The following is an 18,740-nucleotide window of genomic DNA, read 5'->3' on the forward strand; positions in this document are numbered from 1 at the left end:
GCTCAGGGAACAGGTCGCGGTTGTCACCTTTCGACGAGCTCAGGGAACGGGCTATCCGCATTTTGGTCAGAGTTGCCTAGCGTAATTGGTCAGGTTAGGGTTGCCTAAGTCGCGACACCGACCCCTTCAACGGAAAGACACCGATGAACATCTCCAAGCGCCTCATGGCCGCCGCAGCGGCCAGCCTGCTTGCGCTGACCGCCTGTGGGGCGGACAGCACCGATAACACCCCTGCCGATGCACCCTCAGCGGAGTCGATCACCATCGAGCACACGCAGGGCACCACCACCCTCGATGGGCCCGCCCAGACCATCGTCGCGCTCGACCTCGGCGCGCTCGACACCCTCAACGCCCTCGGCGTTGCTGACCGGGTCGTCGGCATCCCCGAGGTTGCCGCAATGCCGGAGGCGCTCGCGGACTTCAGCGACGTCGAGACCGTCGGGACGATGCAGGAGCCGAATCTGGAGAAGATCGCCGAGCTGAATCCCGACCTCGTCATCGCCGGGTTCCGTAGCGCCAAGCTGACCCCAGAACTCGCGAAGAACTTCAACGTCATCGACGTCACCTACGGCAGCGACGAGTCGTTCTACGACGGCGTCGCCTACGCCAGCACCCTCATCGGGCAGGCCGTCGGCCTGGAGGACGAAACCGACGAGCAACTGGCTGAACTGCGCGAGACCATCGACGATGCCAAGGCTAAGGTCAACCCCGAGCACAAGGCACTGATCGTCATGACCACCGGCGGCAAGGCTGGGGCACATGGTGCCGAGTCGCGCTACGGCGTCGTGCACAAGGACCTCGGAATCAAGCCCGCTCTCGACAACATCAAGACCGAATCGCACGGCGATCCGATCTCGTTCGAGGCCATCCAGCAGGCCAACCCCGACCTGCTGATCGTCGTCGACCGCGACGCCGCCGTCGGCCAGGAGGGTGCCGCCGCGGAGCAGGTCCTCGACAACGAACTGGTTGCCTCCACCAACGCCTGGAAGAACGACCAGGTGGTCTACCTCGACGGCGGGCGCTGGTACCTCATGATCCACGGCCTCGACAATTCGGTCGAGATGATCAACGAGATCGCAGAGGCCCTCTGACGCCATGAGCACGCTGACGCTCGACCGCCCCACCACCGGGGTCGCTCCGGACCGCCCCTTCAACTGGGCCATCCTCAGCGCACTCCTCGGGGTGCTGGTGCTGTCGGGCGTCAGCGTGTTCACAGGGGTCGCTGACCTCTCCCCCATCGACTTCCTCACCGGGACCGCCACCGACGAGCAGAAACTCAACCTCGTGGCCTCGCGCATCCCCCGCACCGCAGCGGTCCTGCTCGCCGGCGCCTCGCTGGCACTGGCGGGCCTTCTCATGCAGATGCTCGTGCGCAACAGGTTTGTCGAACCCAGCACGGTCGGCACGAGCGAATCGGCCGCGGTGGGCCTCCTCATCGTCGCCATGCTGTTCCCCGCCGCGCCGTTGCCGCTCAAGATGCTCGTGGCGATCATCACGGCGCTGATCGGCACCGCCCTGTTCCTCCGCGTGATCCGTTCGCTGCCGCCGCACGCCCCGGTGGTGGCGATCCCGCTGGTGGGCATCATGCTCGCCGGGATCATCGCCGCGGGCACCACGTTCGTCGCCCAGCGCAACGACCTGCTCCAGTCGCTCGGGATCTGGATGGCCGGCGACTTCTCCGGGGTGCTCCGCGGACGCTACGAGGGTCTGTGGCTGCTCGCGGGAGTCGGGGTGCTGATGTGGCTCTTCGCCGACCGGTTCACCGTCGCCTCACTCGGCAAGGACACCGCCACCAGCCTCGGCCTCAGCTACCGGATGACGCTGAACCTCGGGCTGGGGCTGGTCGCGGTTGCGTCGGCCGTCACCCTGGTGATCGTCGGCTCCATCGCCTTCGTCGGCCTCATCGTGCCCAACCTGATCTCTATGTGGCGGGGCGACAACCTGCGTCGCAACATCGGGTGGGCCGCCTTGGCCGGGTCGGGCTTCGTCCTGGTGTGCGACCTCATCGCGCGCACGATCAACCACCCCTACGAGGTGCCTGTGGGGACGGTGTCGGGGATCATCGGCGGGGCCATCTTCCTCGGCCTCCTGCTCACCGGGAAACTGCGGGTGCGATGAGCGTCACCACCATGCCCGCCCCCAACCGGCTCGCCATCGTTGGTGCGCTCTGTCTCGCTGGCGCGCTCGGGTTTCTCCTCATCAACGCCGGCGGCAACCTCGGCTTCGTCATGGAACTGCGCTCCAAGAAGATGCTTGGGATGATCGTGGTCGGCTGGGCCACCGGCATCGCGACGGTGGCGTTCCAGACCGTCACCCACAACCGGCTGCTGACGCCGTCGATCATGGGGCTGGACTCGATGTACGTCTTCATCCAGTCGCTGTTGGCCATCACGCTGGGCGTCACCTTCATCGGCCAGGTCGGCGTCTACCCCATGTTCGCCCTCAACATCGCGCTCATGATGCTGGCGATGATGGGCCTGATCGCCGTGCTGTTCCGCGGGAAGCGCCGCTCCGTCTACGTACTGGTGCTCACCGGCCTCGTGCTCGGCACAGTCCTGCGCTCAGCGTCGTCCCTCATCCAGCGCATGCTCGACCCCACGAGCTTCCTCGTGCTCCAGGGCAACCTGTTCGCCTCGTTCCAGACGGTGAACCCTGAACTCCTCTGGGTGTCCGGCGCCATCGTCGCGGCCGGGAGCGTCTGGCTGTTTCGGCTCATCCCCGAGCTGGACGTCATCACGCTGGGCCGCGAGGCCGCCGTCTCCCTGGGCGTGCGCTATGACTCCGTCGTTCGGCAATCGCTCCTCATCGGGACCCTGCTCGTGTCCGTCTCGACGGCGTTGGTCGGGCCCATCACGTTCCTCGGACTCATCGTCGCCGCTCTGGCCCACCAGATCGGCGGATCGGGCAGGCACGCCGTCGTGCTGCCCATGGCGGGACTCCTCGGCGTCCTCCTGCTGGTCGGCGGCCAGGCCATCCTCGAGCAGGTGTTCGGGCTCGGCACCGTGCTGAGCGTCATCATCGAGTTCGTCGGGGGCATCGTGTTCATCTGGCTCGTCGTCAGGAAGGTTTCCCGCACATGATCGAAGTCAAAGAGGTCACCAAGGCCTACGGCAAGTCCGTCGTCGTCGACAACGTTTCGCTCAACCTCCGGTCCGGCGGGCTCACGGCCATCGTCGGTGCCAACGGGGCGGGCAAGTCGACGCTGCTGTCCATGATCGCGCGCCTGCTGCCGATCGACGCCGGCGCCATTCAGGTAGCCGACTACGACGTCACCACCGGCGATTCCCGCGAGCTGGCCAGGAAACTGGCCATCCTGCGCCAGACGAACGAGTTGCAGTCTCGGTTGACCGTGGCAGACCTCGTCGCCTTCGGTCGCTACCCCCACAGCGGCGGGAGGCTGACGGCCGAGGACCGCGAGAAGGTCGACGAGGCGATCGGCTGGATGGATCTGACCGCGCTCAGGGACCGGTTCCTCGATGAGATGAGCGGCGGCCAGCGGCAGCGGGCCTTCGTCGCGATGGTGCTGGCTCAGGACACCGAGTACATGCTGCTGGACGAGCCGCTCAACAACCTCGACGTCTCCCACGCGCACGCGATGCTCCGCACACTGCGCCGCGCCGCCGACGAGCTCGGCAAGACGGTGGTGATCGTCGTCCACGACATCAACTACGCGTCGTGCTGGGCCGACCAGATCGTGGCGATGAAGGACGGCCGCATCCGAAAGGTCGGGAGCCCGCGCGAGATCGTGCAGCGGGAACTCCTGCGTGAGGTCTTCGACCTCGACATCGAGGTTGCGGAGTTCGCCGGCCACCCGATCGCGCACTTCTACCTGCCGGTGCCGGTGTGTAGCAACTGCAACGGGGCCTCCTGCGGTACGTGCTGTCTCGACGGCGCCCGCGAGTCGTCCGGCCCCATACCCGTCAGCCTCAGCGCGGGAGCCCAGCGGAGGTAAAGCGCTCGGCCCCTATCAATTGACGCCCCCTTCGTTTAGTGTCGAGGCACGACAACGACTCGAGGCACCCAATGAAGCTCCGCTCCCTCATCGTCTCTCTTGCCTCCGGCGCGCTCATTGCCACGGGCCTCATAGTTCCTCCCGCGCACGCGGTTGACCCGGTGGTGCGCGTATCGTGTCCCGCCGTCGCGGCCGTCAACAAGGCCCTCGGCACGACCACGCTTACTCATCTGACGTCGAGGCTGGACGCATGCTCCTACGCCTCCCAGCCGATCGCGCACTCCACGGATGCCCAGCTCATCATGGTGCTCGACAGGGGCACCCCAGCGGACACCCAACGGGCCATCGAGGACGGCTGGCCCAATGACTACCCCTACTCCTTCAGCCCCGTCCCGGTGCCGGAACTCGGCGCGGGCGCCTTCTGGTGGGCCGACGCCAGCCCGATGATGGCGCACTGGCAGGTGTCGCCCGGTCTGGTCGGTTTACTCACCGGCGGGCTCCTCACCCCCCAGAACCTCGCGGCCACCGCCAGACTTTTCAGGCCCATGATGGAGGTCTACACCGTCCCCGGTGAGCACACCGTCAACGGTCGCAGGTGGCGCACCACCTGCGAGGACTACTCGCAGACCGAGCGTTGCCGAACGGAGATCTGGGCCACCGTCATCACGGTAGTGGGCGGACGATACCTGCGCACTGACGGATGGGCGTTCAACTCGCTCACCTACCGCTGGTCGGACCGCACTCTCTGGAAGACCAATCCCCTCGGCGACACCGGCTCGTGGACGTCCACAGACGGGCGCCAGTGGAAGACCGAGTGCGACAACGCCGCCAGCGGGCGTGGAGCCTGCCGCTCCTACCGGATGACCACCGTCGTCGGCTGGACCGGATCTGCCTACAAGCAGGAGAACAAGTGGGTGCTCAACAATCAGGTGCTCTTCACCTGAGATAGCCCTGCGTCGTTGTCAGGCGCCGTTCCAATAGGCTTCTACGGCGCGGGCGAGGTACCACGGGTCGTCGACGCCGCAGAGCTCGCGCGCGGAATGCATCGACAGAAGGCCCACACCCACGTCGACGGTCGTGATGCCGAGACGGGTAGCTGTGATGGGCCCGATCGTCGAGCCACACGGCACGGCGTTGCTCGAGACGAACGGCTGGGTGGGTACATCGGCCGCCGCGCACGCGCGCATCCAGAGAGCCGCGCCCACGCCGTCGGTGGCGTAGCGCTGGTTGGCGTTGAGCTTCAGCAGCGGTCCCCGGTTGGGAAGGGGCTTGTTGATCGGGTCGTGATGGTTGGGGTAATTGGGGTGCACGACGTGTCCGGTGTCGGCGGAGATGCACGACGACCGGGCGTACATGGCGCGGGTCGCGTCGAGGGCCAGCCCGTAGCCGGCCGCGATGCGCTCTAGAACGTCCTGGAGGATGGGGCCAGCGGCACCCGTCGTGGTGGCCGAGCCGACCTCCTCGTGGTCGAAGGCCGCGAACACGGCGACGTCACTGCCCGCCTGGAGATCCTCGACCGCGCTGAGAGCGCCGTGGGTGCACGCCAGGTTGTCGAGACGACCCGACGCCAGGAACTCCTTCTCCATCCCGATCACCGCGGGGCGCTGGGTGTCGTAGACGAACAGGTCGTGCAGGGCCACATCGTCGGGCGAAACCTCGATCGGCTCACACAGGTGGTCGAGCAGACTGCCGGGCATCTCGATCGCCAGGACCGGCTGCGTGCTGGTCTGCTTGTCGAGCTTGAGCGCGTCGTTGACGCCCCGGTCCAGGTGGACTGCGAGCTGTGGGATGCGCGCGACCGGTCCCGTCCGGACGAGGTGCGATACGCCGTCGCGGGTCACGACGCGGCCGGCGATGCCGAGGTCGCGGTCCAGCCAACTGTTGAGCAGCGGGCCCCCGTAGACCTCCACGCCGACCTGGGTCCAGCCGGCGCTGCGAATCGGGTCCCCCGGCTTCACCTTGAAGCTTGGCGAGTCGGTGTGGGTGCCGACGATTCGGAAGCCGGACCGTTCGGCGAGCTCCTCGGGCGCGACCCACGCGATCACGGCGCCGTCACGCAGCACGAACCGGCGTCCCGACACCGACGACCAGGACTGTGCCGGGTCAGCCTGCTCGAATCCGGCCTGACGAAGACGCTCCGCGATCGCTGCCGCGGCATGGAGCGAGGTCGGTGATTCCGCGACGAAGTCGGCGAGGGAGTCGATGTGTTCGGAGGCAGTGTTGAGCATGGTCCACACCTTACCGAGGCCCCCGCTGCGGTGACCGCGGCGTGGGCGCCGACGGTTCTCGATGGGCCGGATCCGCGGGTGGCGAGTGTGGCGGTGCGGGAATTGTCGGCGGGCACTGATTAAGTGGTGCCATGGAGATCGCCACCGTCGTCGTGTTCGTACTACTGGCCCTCATCGTGGGCATCGTGGGCGGTTTCGTCGTCGGTCGCCGAGGAGGCGCTCCGGACGAGCAGGCCCGGCAGGCGGAGCAGCGGGCTCTCAGCGATGCCCGCAGTGACGCCGCGACGGCGCGCGCCGAGGCCAGCCGCGCGCGCGAAGAGTCAGCGCACATCAAGGCGGAGGTCGCCCAGCACCTGGCGGAGAAGTCGGACCTGCGCACCGCCGTGGCCGAGGCCCAGCGCCTGGTCGCCGAGGCCCGCGGCGAGACGGCGCGGGTCGCGGCCGAGGTGGCGGCTGCCGTCGCCCAGCGCGATGCCGCCATGCAGAGGGCCGCGGAGCAGGCCTCTGACAGGGAGGCGCTCCTCAACCAGTTCAAGGTGCTCTCCAGCGAGACGTTGGAGCGGCAGGGCAAGCAGGCCGACGCCGTCGCGGAGGCGCGGATGAAGGCCACCGAACAGCTCGTCTCGCCCTTGACGGAGGGGCTGCGCCAGATGCAGGAGAAGCTGCAGAACGTCGAGAAGGAGCGCGTCCGCCTCGCCGCAGAGCTCGGCGAACAGGTGAACATGGTGCGCCTCTCCGGAGAGGCGATCCGGCGCGAAACCACGAGTCTCAGCAACGCGCTGCGCACACCTCAGGTGCGCGGCGCCTGGGGCGAGCGCAGCCTGAGGCGCATCGTCGAGAGCTCCGGCCTTCACGAGCGATGCGACTTCGATACCCAGCACAGCTACGAGACCGACGACGGCAGGTTCCGGCCCGACCTCCGCGTGAACCTGCCCGCGGCGAAGGTGCTCTTCGTCGACGCGAAGGTGCCGCTGCAGGCGGTCCTCGAGGCATACAACACCGAGGACGAGGCGCAGCAGAAGGGGCACTTCAAGACCTTCTCTCGGCACGTGCGCACCCACATCGATCAGCTGTCCGATAAGAACTACTGGGCGCTGGACCAGGGCTCTCCCGAGTTTGTCGTCATGTACCTGCCCTCCGACGAGTTCTACCGGCTCGCGCTCGAGCAGGATCCCGCGCTTCACGATTACGCCACCCGCAAGCAGGTGGTGCTGTCATCGCCGGGGTTGTTGATTCCGATGTTGCAGGTCGTGGCCAACGGGTGGAAGCAGGTGGCGCTGGCGGAGCAGGCCGGGGAGGTGTCGAAGCTCGGGCGCGAACTCTACGAGCGGCTCGCGACCCTGGGGGCTCACTTCGACAAGCTGGGGCGCTCCCTCGGTTCGGCAGTCTCCAACTACAACAAGGCTGTCGCGACGATGGAGAGCCGCGTCATGGTCTCCGCGCGTCGTTTCCGCGACCTCGAGGTCACCTCGGCCGAGCTCCCAGAGCTGGGGGGGATCGACGGCACGACCCGTGAGCTGGCGGTGGCGGAGATGCTGGACTACCAGGAGATCCGTGAGCGCGAACTCGCCACGCTCAACGACGACGAGCGCATCGAGGACGCCTCGCCAGTGCGCCAGCTGCCGCGGCGGACCGGCACGTCCGGCAGCTAGCATCCAGTAGCGGATTCGAACCGAGCCGGGGTTGGGGGCGACAATGGCCCCATGAGCAACCTGGCAGACCTCGCCGCCCAGATCCCCGATGCGCTGGCGCGCCTCGACGGCGTCGCGCGCCGCACGCCCGTCCATTACAACGAGAGGATGTCGAGCCTCACCGGGAGTCAGATCTGGCTGAAGCGCGAGGATCTTCAACCCGTGCGGTCGTACAAGCTCCGAGGGGCCTACAACCTGATGAGCCAACTTTCCGCGGAGGAGAAGGCTGCGGGCGTCGTCTGCCCGTCGGCGGGCAACCATGGTCAGGGGGTGGCGTTCGCCGCAGCCGCGTTGGAAGTGCATGCGACGGTGGTCGTGCCCCACACCACCCCGCGCCAGAAGCGCCAGCGCATCATGGAGATCGGCCGCGGCTGGGTGGACCTCGTGATGCACGGGGCCACCTACGACGAGGCCTCCGAGGAGGCCGCGCGGATGGCCAGCGAGGGCATGCCCCTCGTCCCGGCCTTCAACGACCCGAGGACCGCGGCCGGGCAGGCGACGCTGATGGCCGAGGCCTTCGAGCAACTCGGGTTCGTGCCTGACGCCGTGCTCCTGCCCGTGGGGGGCGGCGGCCTGCTCGCGGGCTCGGCAGCCTGGCTGCGGACCAACCATCCCGAGGTGCGGATCATCGGAGTGGAGCCGGAGGGTGCCCCGTGCGTCGCTGCGGCCATCTCCGCCGGGCGTCCCATCACGCTGACCGACATCGACACGTTCGTGGACGGCGCCGCGGTGAAGAGGGTGGGTGACTTCACCTTCGAGATCATCCGAGAGGCCAAGGTTGAGCTCGTCCGGGTGCCCGAGGGTCAGATCTGCACCGAGATGCTCGAGATGTACCAGACCGAGGGGATCATCGCCGAACCGGCTGGTGCGCTTGCCGCCGCCGCGCTGCCGACCGGTGGATTGGGCCAGCGGGTCCAGCTTCCCACCGGATCGCGTGTCCTGGTGCTTGTCTCCGGCGGCAACAACGATGTGTCGCGCTATGCCGAGGTGGTGGAGCGGTCCCTCATCCACGAAGGCCGGAAGCGCTACTTCCTCGTCGACTTCCCCCAGCAGCCCGGCGCGCTGCGCACCTTCCTGGATTCGGTGCTCGGCCCCGACGACGACATCACCTACTTCGAGTACGTCAAGCGCAGCAGCCGGGACACCGGACCAGCCCTGGTGGGCGTGGAACTGGGCAACCCCAACGACTACCGCTTCCTGCTCAACCGGATCGCCGAGTCGGGCATGAAGGTGGACGAGGTGGCCTACGACTCGCCGTTCTTCCGATTCCTGATCTGACGAGGTCAGTGCTTGACGGCGCGGCGGATGTCCTTGCGGAGCTCCGGGGGCAGGGCGAACTGGAGCGTTTCCTCGGTCAGTCGCTCCTCGATGGCCACCGGGTAGCCGCGGTCACGCAGGTACTGCAGAACTCCGTCGACCAGTTCCTCGGGCACCGACGCCCCGGAAGTGACGCCGACGCTCTGCACACCCTCCAGCCAGGCGGGATCGATCTCGCTGGCGTTGTCCACCCGGTAGGACGTCTTTGCGCCGGCCTCGAGGGCCACCTCGACGAGACGGACCGAGTTGGAGGAGTTGCTCGAGCCCACGACGATCATGAGGTCACAGCCGCCGGAGGCGATCTGCTTGACCGCCAACTGGCGGTTCTGCGTGGCGTAGCAGATGTCGTCGGAGGGCGGGTCCATGAGAAGGGGGAACTTCTCCCGCAAGCGACCGACCGTCTCCATCGTCTCGTCGACCGACAAGGTGGTCTGGCTGAGCCACGCAACGTTCGTGCCCTCGGGCAGTTCGATGTTGTCAACGTCGTCCGGCGACTGCACGAGCAGCGTGTTGTCCGGCGCCTCACCCATGGTGCCCTCGACCTCCTCGTGACCGGCGTGGCCGATGAGCAGGATCTGCTTGCCGTCGGCGGCGAACCGCTTCGCTTCGTGATGCACCTTGGTGACCAGCGGGCACGTGGCGTCGATCGTCTTGAGGCCACGCTCGGCGGCCTCTGCATGCACTGCCGGCGACACGCCGTGCGCCGAGAACACCACGGTCGAGCCCGGGGGAACCTCGTCGAGTTCCTCCACAAAGATCGCGCCACGGTCTTCAAGGGTTTCCACCACGTGCTTGTTGTGCACGATCTGTTTGCGCACGTAGACCGGAGCTCCGTAGAGGTCGAGCGCCTTCTCGACGGTGATGACGGCGCGGTCGACCCCGGCACAGTACCCACGGGGGGCGGCCAGGACTACACGCTTGTTCAGCTCGCTCACAGACATGGCACCCAGTCTAGGCGGAGGGCCACCAGTACCCTAAAGAGATGGATTCTCCCCAACTGCACGCCCTCGGATTCGACTTCCCCGCCCTCGACGACCTCATCAAGGCCGCTTTCGCCGCCGGGGTCCGGGGCATCGACGCAGTGCCAGGATTCGACCTCATCGGCCACTACACCGACCCGAGCGGCGCCCGAATCGCGTTCCTCAAGCGGGCGGGGCAGGCGGCCGACACGACGGCCGCCCTGAAGTCCAGCACGGCCTACCGGGCCCAGGTGGTGCGCTTCACCGACCACCTCGCACGGATCAGTCTCTACGCCGACGACGAGGAGGGCAGACTGCTGACCCAGTACGTCTCGCTCGTCGACGACCCGGTCGCCTACGCGCAGCACGATCTCACCAAAGCCGGCGAGTTCACCGTCGTCGAGCGGCTCGAGGTCGGGGCACTGGCGGTCGATGTGGCCGTCTACGAGGACACAACAGCCTTCGAGGCGTCGCCGGCCGCTGAGATGGGGCCGATCACCGTCGAGCCGACGAGCCTGTATTCGCCCGGCCTGCTGGGGCTGCAGGCGGGCGCGATCACCCCCGCGGAGGCGACACCGACGATGCTGATGGGAGTCATCGTGCAGAGTGTGGAGGTCCGCCGCAACGAGTTGAGCGGCGTGGAGTTCCAGTACGTGATCGGGACCACAGACGTCGATCTTGCCTGCGCCCTCCCGATGGAGCGACCGGTGGCCCCGGGCAACGTCGTCCACGGGCTCTGGTACGCCACCGCTTCATCAGGGACGTGGAACGAGGACACTCCCCGCTCGTGATCGGCGGGGTTACTGTCTGCGGCCTGCATTAGGGTGGCGCAATGTCCCTCACCAGTTCGCCTGAGCAGCCGCAGCCCCTGGGGCGCGTCATCATGGCGGTGAAGGACTGGGTCGGCCGGTGCGGCGAGATCTGGGTGGACGCCCAGATCGTCGAGATCAAACGCCGAAGTGGCCCCACGCAGTTCCTGACGTTCCGGGACCGCATCGCCGACATGTCGGCTCAGGTCACGGCGTCGTCGCTCGTCCTCGACGCCGCCGGACCGCTGCCGGAGGGCTCCCGCGTGACCGCGCGGATCCGGCCCCGGGTCTGGGAACGCAACTCGTCGCTCAGTTTCGAGTGCCTCGAGCTTCAGGTGGAGGGCGAGGGCAAGCTGCTCGCCCGCCTCGAGCAGCTAAAACGCAAGCTGCAAGCCGAGGGGCTCTTCGACGCCCACAGGAAGAGGCGGCTGCCGGTTGTGCCCCGCCTCATCGGTCTGGTGACCGGCAAGGACTCCGACGCGGAGCGCGACGTCGTCACCAACGTCCTGCGGCGCTGGCCGGCGGCGAACATCCGGACCCGTCACGCAATCGTCCAGGGGGCCAGGTCAGCTGAGTCCGTCATGGAGGCCGTCGCCGCACTCGACGCCGACGCCGAGGTGGACGTCATCATCATCGCCCGGGGCGGCGGGTCCCTCGAGGACCTTCTGTCCTTCTCCGACGAAGGTCTCGTGCGCCTGGTGGCCGGCGCACGCACCCCCATCGTCACAGCGATCGGCCACGAGCGGGACGCGCCGATCGTCGATCTCGTCGCCGACGTGCGAGCCTCCACACCGACGGACGCAGCCAAGCTCGTGGTGCCGGACCACCGGCAGGAGTCGGCGGGTGTCGCGGACGCACGGGAACGGCTGCGGCGAGCCGTCGAGACGCGCCTCACCACGCTGGAGCGGCAGCTCGACGACCTCCGCTCCCGGCCGGTACTGGTGGACCCGACGAGCGCCTTCGTCGCGCATTTCGACCGCCTTGTGCACCTGCGTCACCGGCTGAACGCTGCAGTCGAGTCGACCCTGCGCGAGCAGGAGGCGACGCTCCGGACGGCTGTGGGCACGATCCGGGCGCTGTCCCCCAAGCGCACCCTCGAGCGCGGCTACGCCGTGCTGGTGGATGACCGACACCGATCCGTGTCGGCGGTCGACGACACGCAGATCGGCGCCCGCATCCATGCCTACCTGGCTGATGGCCAGCTTGCCCTCGACGTTGTCGAGCAGACGAAGAAGGAAATCTCCCATGACTGACGAGAAGCTCAGCTACGAAGCAGCCCGCGACGAGTTGCTGGAGGTGGTCCGCCGGCTGGAATCCGGTGGTGTTTCCCTCGCCGACTCGATGGAGCTGTGGCAACGCGGCGAGAAGCTGGCAGACCTCTGCCAGTCCTACCTCGACGGAGCGCGCGAGCAGGTCGCGCAACAGCGGGCCCGGTCGGATCGCGAAGCCGACGCAGATAGCAAGGATCCCGTTTCCTGACTTGCGCCCTTCGCTGGGGCCGCGGCGCCCAGCCGCCAACGGATCCCCCCATCTGCCACCAGCGCGCCTCCAACGCCAACCGACAGAACTCCAACGCCAACTCGGGGCGCCCAAAGCCAGCTGGCGCGACCGAACGCCAACCGGCATAGCTGAACGCCAACCGACGACGGCCAACGCCAACTCTCATCCGGTGATGCCGCCAGGATTCTTAGACGCCCCCGACATGTCGCGGGCGTCGCTGAGGGTCGTCGGCGTTCGGGCTTGTCTGTTGGCGTTTCCGGCTGCGCGTTGGCGTTTCCGTCTGCCCGTTGGCGTCAGGGGACGTTTGACGGTCCTCGCTCCGCGGCAGGGGCTCAGCCCTGGGGTGGTGCCTCCACGAGCGCCGACGTGAACGCCTCGAGTTCCGCGAAATCCGTGTCCGCCGAGACGACCGAGGTGACGTCGCCATCCGTACTCACCAGGCTGCGGGTCCGCCCGTCGCCGCTCTCGTAGCGTTCCCACGAGAGACCGGCCAGATCGACACCCTCGCCGATCCTTGCGCCCTCGCGCGTGGCGTCGGCGATGAGAGTGTCACCCTGCGAGTCGCGCTGCAGCACCTCGAAGTACACCTCGCGCGGGGAGAGGTAGCCGACCTGCCACGAGTTACCAACGGCGGGCTCGGACGTCACGAACGGATCCCCGCTCGCCGCCCACGTAGCACGGACCGGCTGCCAGCCGTCCCCCAGGTCCTGGGCATAGAGCACCGGGTAGGGCGACTGCGTCTGCGCGCGCTCAACCACCGATGCGACGTCGACCGGCTCAGGACGCACGTCGCCCTCCTGGCTGAACAGCCACACGACAAGGAGCACGGGCAGGACCAGCACGGCCATGGAGATGAACATGTCTCGTGAGCGAGCATTGGGGTTGCGTCCGGCCATGCCCGCCATCGTCCCACGGCCGTCGCGGACCCGACAAAATCCGACGGGCGGAGTCAGCGGCCGAACCTGCGCTCCCGCTGGGAGTAGGCGCGCAGAGCCCGGACGAAGTCGACCCGGCGGAAATCCGGCCAGAGCGCCTCGCAGAAGTAGAACTCGCTGTGCGCCGACTGCCACAGCAGGAAGCCCGAGAGACGCTGCTCCCCCGAGGTCCGGATGATCAGGTCAGGGTCGGGCTGCCCCTTGGTGTAGAGGTGGGAGGAGATCTCGTCGCTCGCCAGCGTGTCCGCCACTTCCTCCAGCGTCGCACCGTCCGCGGCTCTGGCCGAGAGGAGGGAACGGACGGCGTCAAGCAGCTCCTGACGGCCCCCGTAGGCGACGGCGACGTTGACCTGCATCCCAGAGGACCCGCGAGTGGCGTCGGCGGAGGCGACCAGCGAGTGAGCGATCTCGGGCGGCAACAGCTCCAATGCCCCGACGGCCCGCACCCGCCAGCGACGGGAGGCTGCCAGGTCCTCGACGAGCTGCTGGATGACCTGCAGCAAGGGATCCAGCTCCTCGGCACCGGCGCGCTGCAGATTGTCCGTCGACAAGACCCAGAGCGTCACCACCTGGATGCCGGCTTCATCGCACCAGTTCACGAACTCCATCAGTTTGGCCGCGCCGGCCTGATATCCGGCCACCAACGGCAGACCCGGGGCGTTCATGCGCGCCCAGCGTCGGTTACCGTCGGCCAGCACGGCCACATGCCGTGGAAGACTGGACTTGTCGAGGCGATCGAGCTCGCGGCGCTCGTACCAGGCGTAGAGCCACTTAGGCGGCCAGGTGCGATCCACGAACCGGTTCACCCACGACATGGGGCCAGCGTAGCGCCGCCTTGGATTGCAAGACCCAAAGCGATAACCTACGGATGCGTAGGTTACGGAAGCGTAGGTAGTCATGAGTGTACGAGAGACCACCCTGGAGGCGCTCAGCGCGCCCGCCGAGAAGCCGAGGTTGCGCGGCTGGCTCCACCTCGGCATGTCACCGATCGTGCTCATCGTCGGGCTGGCGTTCACCGTCTTCGCCCCGACCCTGACCGGGCGTATCGGAGCCGGGATCTACACTCTGGCCGCGGTCCAACTCTTCGGCACCAGCGCGGCCTATCATCGCGGGACCTGGTCCGAGCGCCTCAACTCGATCTTCCGGCGCATCGACCACTCGAACATCTTCGTCTTCATCGCCGGCACCTACACTCCCCTCACCCTCACGCTCCTGGACGGGCAATCGCGGTGGACCCTGCTCGTCCTCATCTGGAGCATCGCCCTGCTCGGCGTCTTGTTCCGGATCCTGTGGCTGGGCGCACCGCGATGGTTGTACACCGTGCTGTACGTGGGCATGGGCTGGGCCGCGGTCGGCTGGCTGGGGCAGTTCTGGTCGAATGGCGGGGCGACCATCGTCTCCCTCATCGCGGCCGGCGGTCTGGTGTACACAGTCGGCGCTGTTGCCTACGCCACCAAGCGGCCCGCGCTCAACCCCACCTGGTTCGGATTCCACGAGGTGTTCCACGCCTGCACGGTCATCGCGGCGGTGCTCCACGCCGTCGCCATCGGCCTCGCTCTGTTCGCGAACGCCTAACCACATCCATGTAATTAGGCCTTCCCAAGGGCCTCTGCGTCGGGTTAGAGTCGTAGTCATGGAGAGACGCTCCACACATTCAACGCCCGCCTCCTAGGCCGAACCGGGGGCAGGGAGGCCGGCCCCCGTGAAGGGAGCAACCGTGCTCAACGCGTCCACCCAGACTTCCCCCTCCGTGGTCCCCGCCCCGACGACCATCCGTACCTACGTCATCGATACCTCAGTCCTGCTGTCCGACCCGCGGGCCATCCTGCGGTTCGCCGAGCACAACGTCGTGCTCCCGCTCGTGGTCATCACCGAACTGGAGGCCAAGCGCCACCACCCCGAACTCGGGTTCTTCGCCCGCACGGCCCTGCGGCTGCTCGACGACCTACGCGCCCGGCACGGCCGGCTGGACACACCCCTGGCCACGAACGACCAGGGCGGCAATCTGCGCGTCGAGCTCAACCACACCGATCCGGCGTCGCTCCCGGCCGGATTCCGGCTCGGCGACAACGACAGCCGCATCCTCGCCGTCGCGCTCAACTACGCGAACGAGGGCCACGACGTCGTCCTCGTCACCAAGGATCTTCCGCTCCGGGTGAAGGCCGCGGCGGTCGGGCTCGGCGCGGAGGAATACCGCAACGAACTTCCCCTTCAGGCCGGGTACACCGGCATGACGGAGGTCGACGTGACCACCGACACGGTCTCTGCCCTGTACGACGAGGGCGTGGTCACGGTGGACGTCGACGCCCCGGTGCACAGCGGCGTGGTGCTGCACGCCCCCGGCTCGAGCGCGCTGGGGAGGAAGCTCCCGGACGGTCGGATCCGTCTCATCCAGCAGGACGGCGAGGTGTTCGGGATCCACGGTCGTTCCGCCGAACAGCGCGTCGCTCTGGACCTGCTCATGGACGACTCGATCGGCATTGTGAGCCTGGGAGGCCGGGCGGGGACGGGCAAGTCCGCGCTCGCCCTCTGCGCCGGACTCGACGCGGTGATGGAACAGAGCAAGCACTCCAAGGTCATGGTGTTCAGGCCGCTGTACCCCGTCGGGGGCCAGGATCTCGGCTACCTCCCCGGCACGAACGAGGAGAAGATGCAGCCGTGGGGACAGGCCGTGTTCGACACGCTCAGCTCGGTGACCAACAAGTACGTCATCGACGAGCTGCTGGCCCGCGAGATGATCGAGGTTCTGCCGCTGACCCACATCCGCGGACGCAGCCTGCACGACGCCTTCATCATCGTTGACGAGGCACAGTCTCTGGAACGCAACGTTCTCCTGACCGTCCTCTCGCGGATAGGCCAGAATTCACGGGTCGTCCTCACCCACGACGTGGCCCAGCGCGACAACCTCCGGGTTGGTCGCCATGACGGCGTCGTGGCCGTCGTGGAGAAACTCAAGGGCCACCCTCTCTTCGCGCACGTGACCCTGACGCGCTCCGAGCGCTCGCCGATCGCGGCACTGGTGACCGAGCTGCTCGAGGTGGACGAGCTCCGGTAGCCGACCCAACCCCTCACGCTCAGCCGACGACACCGCGGCCGGGCATGTCCGCCGTAAAGCAGCCCATCGGTCGCGATCGGTCCCTGAGCAGGGCCAGCTCGCTCTGCGAGCAGCCCGTCCGTCGAAGGGTAACGACCGGTGGTTGACCGCCGCCCTGTGGTCGGGGGCGTCGGCAGAGATCGGGGCCGTAACCCTTCGACAAGCTCAGGGAACTGTCATCCGCCTTCGACAAGCTCAGGGAACAGGAAGCGACAAGCTCAGGGAGAGAGGGGCGGGAGTCGCTAGACGCGGGTCCAGAGGGGGGTCTTGAGGTCGTTGTAGTCGGTGACCGGGTCGAAGCAGACCGTGCCACGGCACACGTAGACAGCGCGATCGGAGCGGCCATCGAGGTGCGTCCCGAAGCCCTCCGCCCCCGGCCTGGCCGCGAGGATGACGGAGCCTGCGGGAGCCAGCCGCCAGGCGGCGCGGGCCAACTCGTCGAACGGGTCGTCCGTCACGACGACGGCGACCCCGGGCTTCAACCCGCGGCGGGCCTCGTCGGCGATGAGCAGGTCGCCGAGCGCCGCTCCGGCGAAGCGCGGGGCTTCACCCACCGTCGCCCACGTCGTCCGGGCCGCCTCGTCTGCCCGACTGATGAGGTCGGGGCGCTCCGCCAGCAGTCCGACGTGGCGTAGCGCCGCGATGAGAGCCGAAGTCCCGCTCGGGGTCACGTTGTCGGTCAACGACCTCGGGCGATCGAAGAGACCCGTGTCGACCGCGTCATAGAAGCCGCCGTCGGGGTGGCCGAACAGTTCGACGGCGCGGTCCACCAGGGCCTCTGCCCTGCGGAGCCAGGCCGCGTCCCCCGTCGCCCCGGCGAGAGTGGAGAAGGCCTCCGCGACCGCGCCGAAGTCCTCGGCGGACCCCAGCGCCGCCCCCGGCTGGCCCCGGCGGGAGGTCCGCAGGAGGTCACCGTCGGCGCTGTGCACCTCAAGGAGATGGTGAGCAGCGCGCAGCGCCAGCTCGAGCCAGCTCTTCTCGTTGAAGATGAGGGAGCCGGCCACCAGCGACGTGATCATCCATCCGTTCCAGGCGGCGACGACCAACTCGTCGGTGGCCGGGCGGAACCGCGTCTCCCGCTCCTCCAGGAGCTTCTGCGACACCTCGTCGAGGCGTGCATAGTCTGGCCGACCGCGAAGCTGCAGGGTCGATAGACCGTCCTCGAACGTGCCTCCCCGGGTCACATGGAACACGTCGGCCGCCCACTCCCCGAGCTCCGGCCCCAACGCGTCGTCGAGGAGTTCGGGGTTCCACAGGTAGAAGATTCCTTCGTGGACGGCGCCACGGATGTCGCACGAGTCAGCATCGAGTGCAGACACGAACCCGCCGCCGTCGTTGACCATCTCCCGTTCCAGCCACTCGACGATTCCGTAGGCGGTGCGCTCGTAGAGGGCGCGGAGGCCGGAGTCGTGGTCGGCGGTGCGGCGCCAGCCACGGACGTAGGTGCCGAGCAGAAGGGCGTTGTCGTAGAGCATCTTCTCGAAGTGCGGCACCACCCAGCCCGGATCCACCGAGTACCGGTGGAAACCACCGCCAACCTGGTCGTAGATACCGCCGCGCGCCATCGTCTCCAGCGTCCGTTGCGCCAGCTCCAGCGAGCGCGGGTCGCCCTTGACCAGCAGCGCGTCGAGCAGCGTCGGTGCGGGGAACTTCGGCGCGGTCCCGAAGCCGCCGTGGATGAGGTCGAACGAGGATTCGACCTGATCGATGGCGGCCCTCAGGTCCGGCGTCCCCTCCGGTGCAGCGGCGTCGCGCACCCGCAGCGTCTCCGCCACATAGGACGCGGCGGCCGTCATCTTGTCTCGGCGGCTGTGCCAGCCGTCGGCCATTGCCTTGAGGACCTGAGTGAACGACGGCATGCCGGGCTGCGCCTCCGGCGGGAAGTACGTGCCCGTGAAGAACGGGCGACCATCAGGGGTGAGGAAGGCGGTCATCGGCCACCCGCCCGATCCTCCGTTCATGGCCTGGGTGGCGGTCATGTACACCGCATCGACGTCGGGGTGCTGCTGGCGATCGACCTTGATCGGCACGAAATGCTCGTTGATGAAGGCTGCGACGGTCGGGTCGTCGAACGACTCGTGGCTCATCACGTGGCACCAGTGGCAGGAGGCGTAGCCGACCGACAGCAGGATGGGCTTGTCCTGCGCCTTGGCCTCGGCCAACGCCTCGTCGGACCATTCCCACCAGTCGACCGCCTGATGGGCGTGCTGGAGCAGGTAGTCGCTGGACGATTCGCGGAGACGGTTGGCCATGGG

General features: G+C 67.8%; 17 protein-coding genes. 12 read left to right on the plus strand and 5 right to left on the minus strand.

The features are described from left to right. The first annotated feature begins 143 nt into the window (after nucleotides 1–143). From RPIT_RS10370 to RPIT_RS10390, 5 genes are all read left to right on the plus strand, one after another. Nucleotides 144–1,091, plus strand: coding sequence for a siderophore ABC transporter substrate-binding protein (locus RPIT_RS10370; protein WP_077342958.1), 948 nt, complete (start codon nucleotides 144–146; stop codon nucleotides 1,089–1,091). Nucleotides 1,092–1,095: 4 nt separating this feature from the next. Beyond that, nucleotides 1,096–2,118: an ABC transporter permease gene (locus RPIT_RS10375; RefSeq protein WP_077342960.1), complete on the plus strand. Its 1,023-nt coding sequence runs from the start codon at nucleotides 1,096–1,098 to the stop codon at nucleotides 2,116–2,118. Next, nucleotides 2,115–3,080: an iron chelate uptake ABC transporter family permease subunit gene (locus tag RPIT_RS10380; protein WP_077342962.1), complete on the plus strand. Its 966-nt coding sequence runs from the start codon at nucleotides 2,115–2,117 to the stop codon at nucleotides 3,078–3,080. Before RPIT_RS10375 ends, RPIT_RS10380 begins: the two co-directional genes overlap by 4 nt. After that, nucleotides 3,077–3,952, plus strand: coding sequence for an iron ABC transporter ATP-binding protein (locus RPIT_RS10385; protein ID WP_077342964.1), 876 nt, complete (start codon nucleotides 3,077–3,079; stop codon nucleotides 3,950–3,952). Before RPIT_RS10380 ends, RPIT_RS10385 begins: the two co-directional genes overlap by 4 nt. A gap of 71 nt (nucleotides 3,953–4,023) precedes the next feature. Beyond that, nucleotides 4,024–4,896, plus strand: coding sequence for a hypothetical protein (locus RPIT_RS10390; RefSeq protein WP_077342966.1), 873 nt, complete (start codon nucleotides 4,024–4,026; stop codon nucleotides 4,894–4,896). Between the two features lie 18 nt (nucleotides 4,897–4,914). Here the strand turns inward: RPIT_RS10390 and RPIT_RS10395 are convergent, their stop codons facing one another. Further along, entirely contained in the window at nucleotides 4,915–6,180 is a 1,266-nt protein-coding gene (locus RPIT_RS10395; protein WP_077342968.1) for a M18 family aminopeptidase, read from the minus strand. Nucleotides 6,181–6,311: 131 nt separating this feature from the next. Between RPIT_RS10395 and RPIT_RS10400 the strand changes: the two genes are divergently transcribed. Beyond that, the gene (locus tag RPIT_RS10400; RefSeq protein ID WP_077342970.1) at nucleotides 6,312–7,832 is read left to right on the plus strand and encodes a DNA recombination protein RmuC; all 1,521 of its coding nucleotides are present in this window, start codon (nucleotides 6,312–6,314) and stop codon (nucleotides 7,830–7,832) included. A gap of 51 nt (nucleotides 7,833–7,883) precedes the next feature. Further along, nucleotides 7,884–9,149: a threonine ammonia-lyase IlvA gene (gene ilvA / locus RPIT_RS10405; protein ID WP_077342972.1), complete on the plus strand. Its 1,266-nt coding sequence runs from the start codon at nucleotides 7,884–7,886 to the stop codon at nucleotides 9,147–9,149. A gap of 5 nt (nucleotides 9,150–9,154) precedes the next feature. On the opposite strand, the gene RPIT_RS10410 is transcribed toward ilvA, so the two are convergent. Next, nucleotides 9,155–10,129 (minus strand): 4-hydroxy-3-methylbut-2-enyl diphosphate reductase, encoded by a 975-nt coding sequence (locus RPIT_RS10410; protein ID WP_077342974.1) that lies wholly within the window; start codon nucleotides 10,127–10,129, stop codon nucleotides 9,155–9,157. Between the two features lie 41 nt (nucleotides 10,130–10,170). Here RPIT_RS10410 and RPIT_RS10415 point away from each other — a divergent pair, with 41 nt between their 5' ends. From RPIT_RS10415 to RPIT_RS10425, 3 genes are read left to right on the plus strand one after another with little or no spacing between them, the layout of a single operon-like run. Then, nucleotides 10,171–10,938 (plus strand): hypothetical protein, encoded by a 768-nt coding sequence (locus RPIT_RS10415; RefSeq protein WP_077342976.1) that lies wholly within the window; start codon nucleotides 10,171–10,173, stop codon nucleotides 10,936–10,938. Nucleotides 10,939–10,979: 41 nt separating this feature from the next. After that, on the plus strand, nucleotides 10,980–12,209 hold the full coding sequence (xseA, locus tag RPIT_RS10420) for an exodeoxyribonuclease VII large subunit (RefSeq protein WP_077342978.1): 1,230 nt from the start codon (nucleotides 10,980–10,982) through the stop codon (nucleotides 12,207–12,209). Continuing rightward, nucleotides 12,202–12,435 (plus strand): exodeoxyribonuclease VII small subunit, encoded by a 234-nt coding sequence (locus RPIT_RS10425; RefSeq protein WP_077342980.1) that lies wholly within the window; start codon nucleotides 12,202–12,204, stop codon nucleotides 12,433–12,435. The genes xseA and RPIT_RS10425 overlap by 8 nt, the downstream gene beginning before the upstream one ends. Before the next feature lie 353 nt (nucleotides 12,436–12,788). On the opposite strand, the gene RPIT_RS10430 is transcribed toward RPIT_RS10425, so the two are convergent. Next, nucleotides 12,789–13,352: a DUF4245 domain-containing protein gene (locus RPIT_RS10430; protein WP_162274539.1), complete on the minus strand. Its 564-nt coding sequence runs from the start codon at nucleotides 13,350–13,352 to the stop codon at nucleotides 12,789–12,791. Between the two features lie 53 nt (nucleotides 13,353–13,405). Beyond that, complete coding sequence (locus RPIT_RS10435; RefSeq protein ID WP_077342984.1) at nucleotides 13,406–14,206, minus strand: isoprenyl transferase; 801 nt, start codon at nucleotides 14,204–14,206, stop codon at nucleotides 13,406–13,408. A gap of 82 nt (nucleotides 14,207–14,288) precedes the next feature. Here RPIT_RS10435 and trhA point away from each other — a divergent pair, with 82 nt between their 5' ends. Both trhA and RPIT_RS10445 read left to right on the plus strand, forming a co-directional pair. Next, the gene (trhA, locus tag RPIT_RS10440) at nucleotides 14,289–14,966 is read left to right on the plus strand and encodes a PAQR family membrane homeostasis protein TrhA (protein WP_077342986.1); all 678 of its coding nucleotides are present in this window, start codon (nucleotides 14,289–14,291) and stop codon (nucleotides 14,964–14,966) included. Nucleotides 14,967–15,108: 142 nt separating this feature from the next. Beyond that, the gene (locus RPIT_RS10445; RefSeq protein ID WP_093664753.1) at nucleotides 15,109–16,446 is read left to right on the plus strand and encodes a PhoH family protein; all 1,338 of its coding nucleotides are present in this window, start codon (nucleotides 15,109–15,111) and stop codon (nucleotides 16,444–16,446) included. Between the two features lie 281 nt (nucleotides 16,447–16,727). Here RPIT_RS10445 and RPIT_RS10450 read toward each other — a convergent pair whose 3' ends face one another. Beyond that, complete coding sequence (locus RPIT_RS10450) at nucleotides 16,728–18,737, minus strand: thioredoxin domain-containing protein (protein WP_077342990.1); 2,010 nt, start codon at nucleotides 18,735–18,737, stop codon at nucleotides 16,728–16,730. Nucleotides 18,738–18,740: the final 3 nt, after the last annotated feature.

The sequence above is a fragment of the Tessaracoccus flavus genome, assembly GCF_001997295.1.
In the GTDB taxonomy this organism is placed as follows: Bacteria; Actinomycetota; Actinomycetes; order Propionibacteriales; family Propionibacteriaceae; genus Arachnia; species Arachnia flava.

What these genes read in the sequence shown, in the direction of transcription:
- RPIT_RS10370 (WP_077342958.1), top strand. Translation starts at nt 144, where the DNA reads ATGAACATCTCCAAGCGCCTCATGGCCGCCGCAGCGGCCAGCCTGCTT.
- RPIT_RS10375 (WP_077342960.1), top strand. Translation starts at nt 1,096, where the DNA reads ATGAGCACGCTGACGCTCGACCGCCCCACCACCGGGGTCGCTCCGGAC.
- RPIT_RS10380 (WP_077342962.1), top strand. Translation starts at nt 2,115, where the DNA reads ATGAGCGTCACCACCATGCCCGCCCCCAACCGGCTCGCCATCGTTGGT.
- RPIT_RS10385 (WP_077342964.1), top strand. Translation starts at nt 3,077, where the DNA reads ATGATCGAAGTCAAAGAGGTCACCAAGGCCTACGGCAAGTCCGTCGTC.
- RPIT_RS10390 (WP_077342966.1), top strand. Translation starts at nt 4,024, where the DNA reads ATGAAGCTCCGCTCCCTCATCGTCTCTCTTGCCTCCGGCGCGCTCATT.
- RPIT_RS10395 (WP_077342968.1), bottom strand. Translation starts at nt 6,180, where the DNA reads ATGCTCAACACTGCCTCCGAACACATCGACTCCCTCGCCGACTTCGTC.
- RPIT_RS10400 (WP_077342970.1), top strand. Translation starts at nt 6,312, where the DNA reads ATGGAGATCGCCACCGTCGTCGTGTTCGTACTACTGGCCCTCATCGTG.
- ilvA (WP_077342972.1), top strand. Translation starts at nt 7,884, where the DNA reads ATGAGCAACCTGGCAGACCTCGCCGCCCAGATCCCCGATGCGCTGGCG.
- RPIT_RS10410 (WP_077342974.1), bottom strand. Translation starts at nt 10,129, where the DNA reads ATGTCTGTGAGCGAGCTGAACAAGCGTGTAGTCCTGGCCGCCCCCCGT.
- RPIT_RS10415 (WP_077342976.1), top strand. Translation starts at nt 10,171, where the DNA reads ATGGATTCTCCCCAACTGCACGCCCTCGGATTCGACTTCCCCGCCCTC.
- xseA (WP_077342978.1), top strand. Translation starts at nt 10,980, where the DNA reads ATGTCCCTCACCAGTTCGCCTGAGCAGCCGCAGCCCCTGGGGCGCGTC.
- RPIT_RS10425 (WP_077342980.1), top strand. Translation starts at nt 12,202, where the DNA reads ATGACTGACGAGAAGCTCAGCTACGAAGCAGCCCGCGACGAGTTGCTG.
- RPIT_RS10430 (WP_162274539.1), bottom strand. Translation starts at nt 13,352, where the DNA reads ATGGCCGGACGCAACCCCAATGCTCGCTCACGAGACATGTTCATCTCC.
- RPIT_RS10435 (WP_077342984.1), bottom strand. Translation starts at nt 14,206, where the DNA reads ATGTCGTGGGTGAACCGGTTCGTGGATCGCACCTGGCCGCCTAAGTGG.
- trhA (WP_077342986.1), top strand. Translation starts at nt 14,289, where the DNA reads ATGAGTGTACGAGAGACCACCCTGGAGGCGCTCAGCGCGCCCGCCGAG.
- RPIT_RS10450 (WP_077342990.1), bottom strand. Translation starts at nt 18,737, where the DNA reads ATGGCCAACCGTCTCCGCGAATCGTCCAGCGACTACCTGCTCCAGCAC.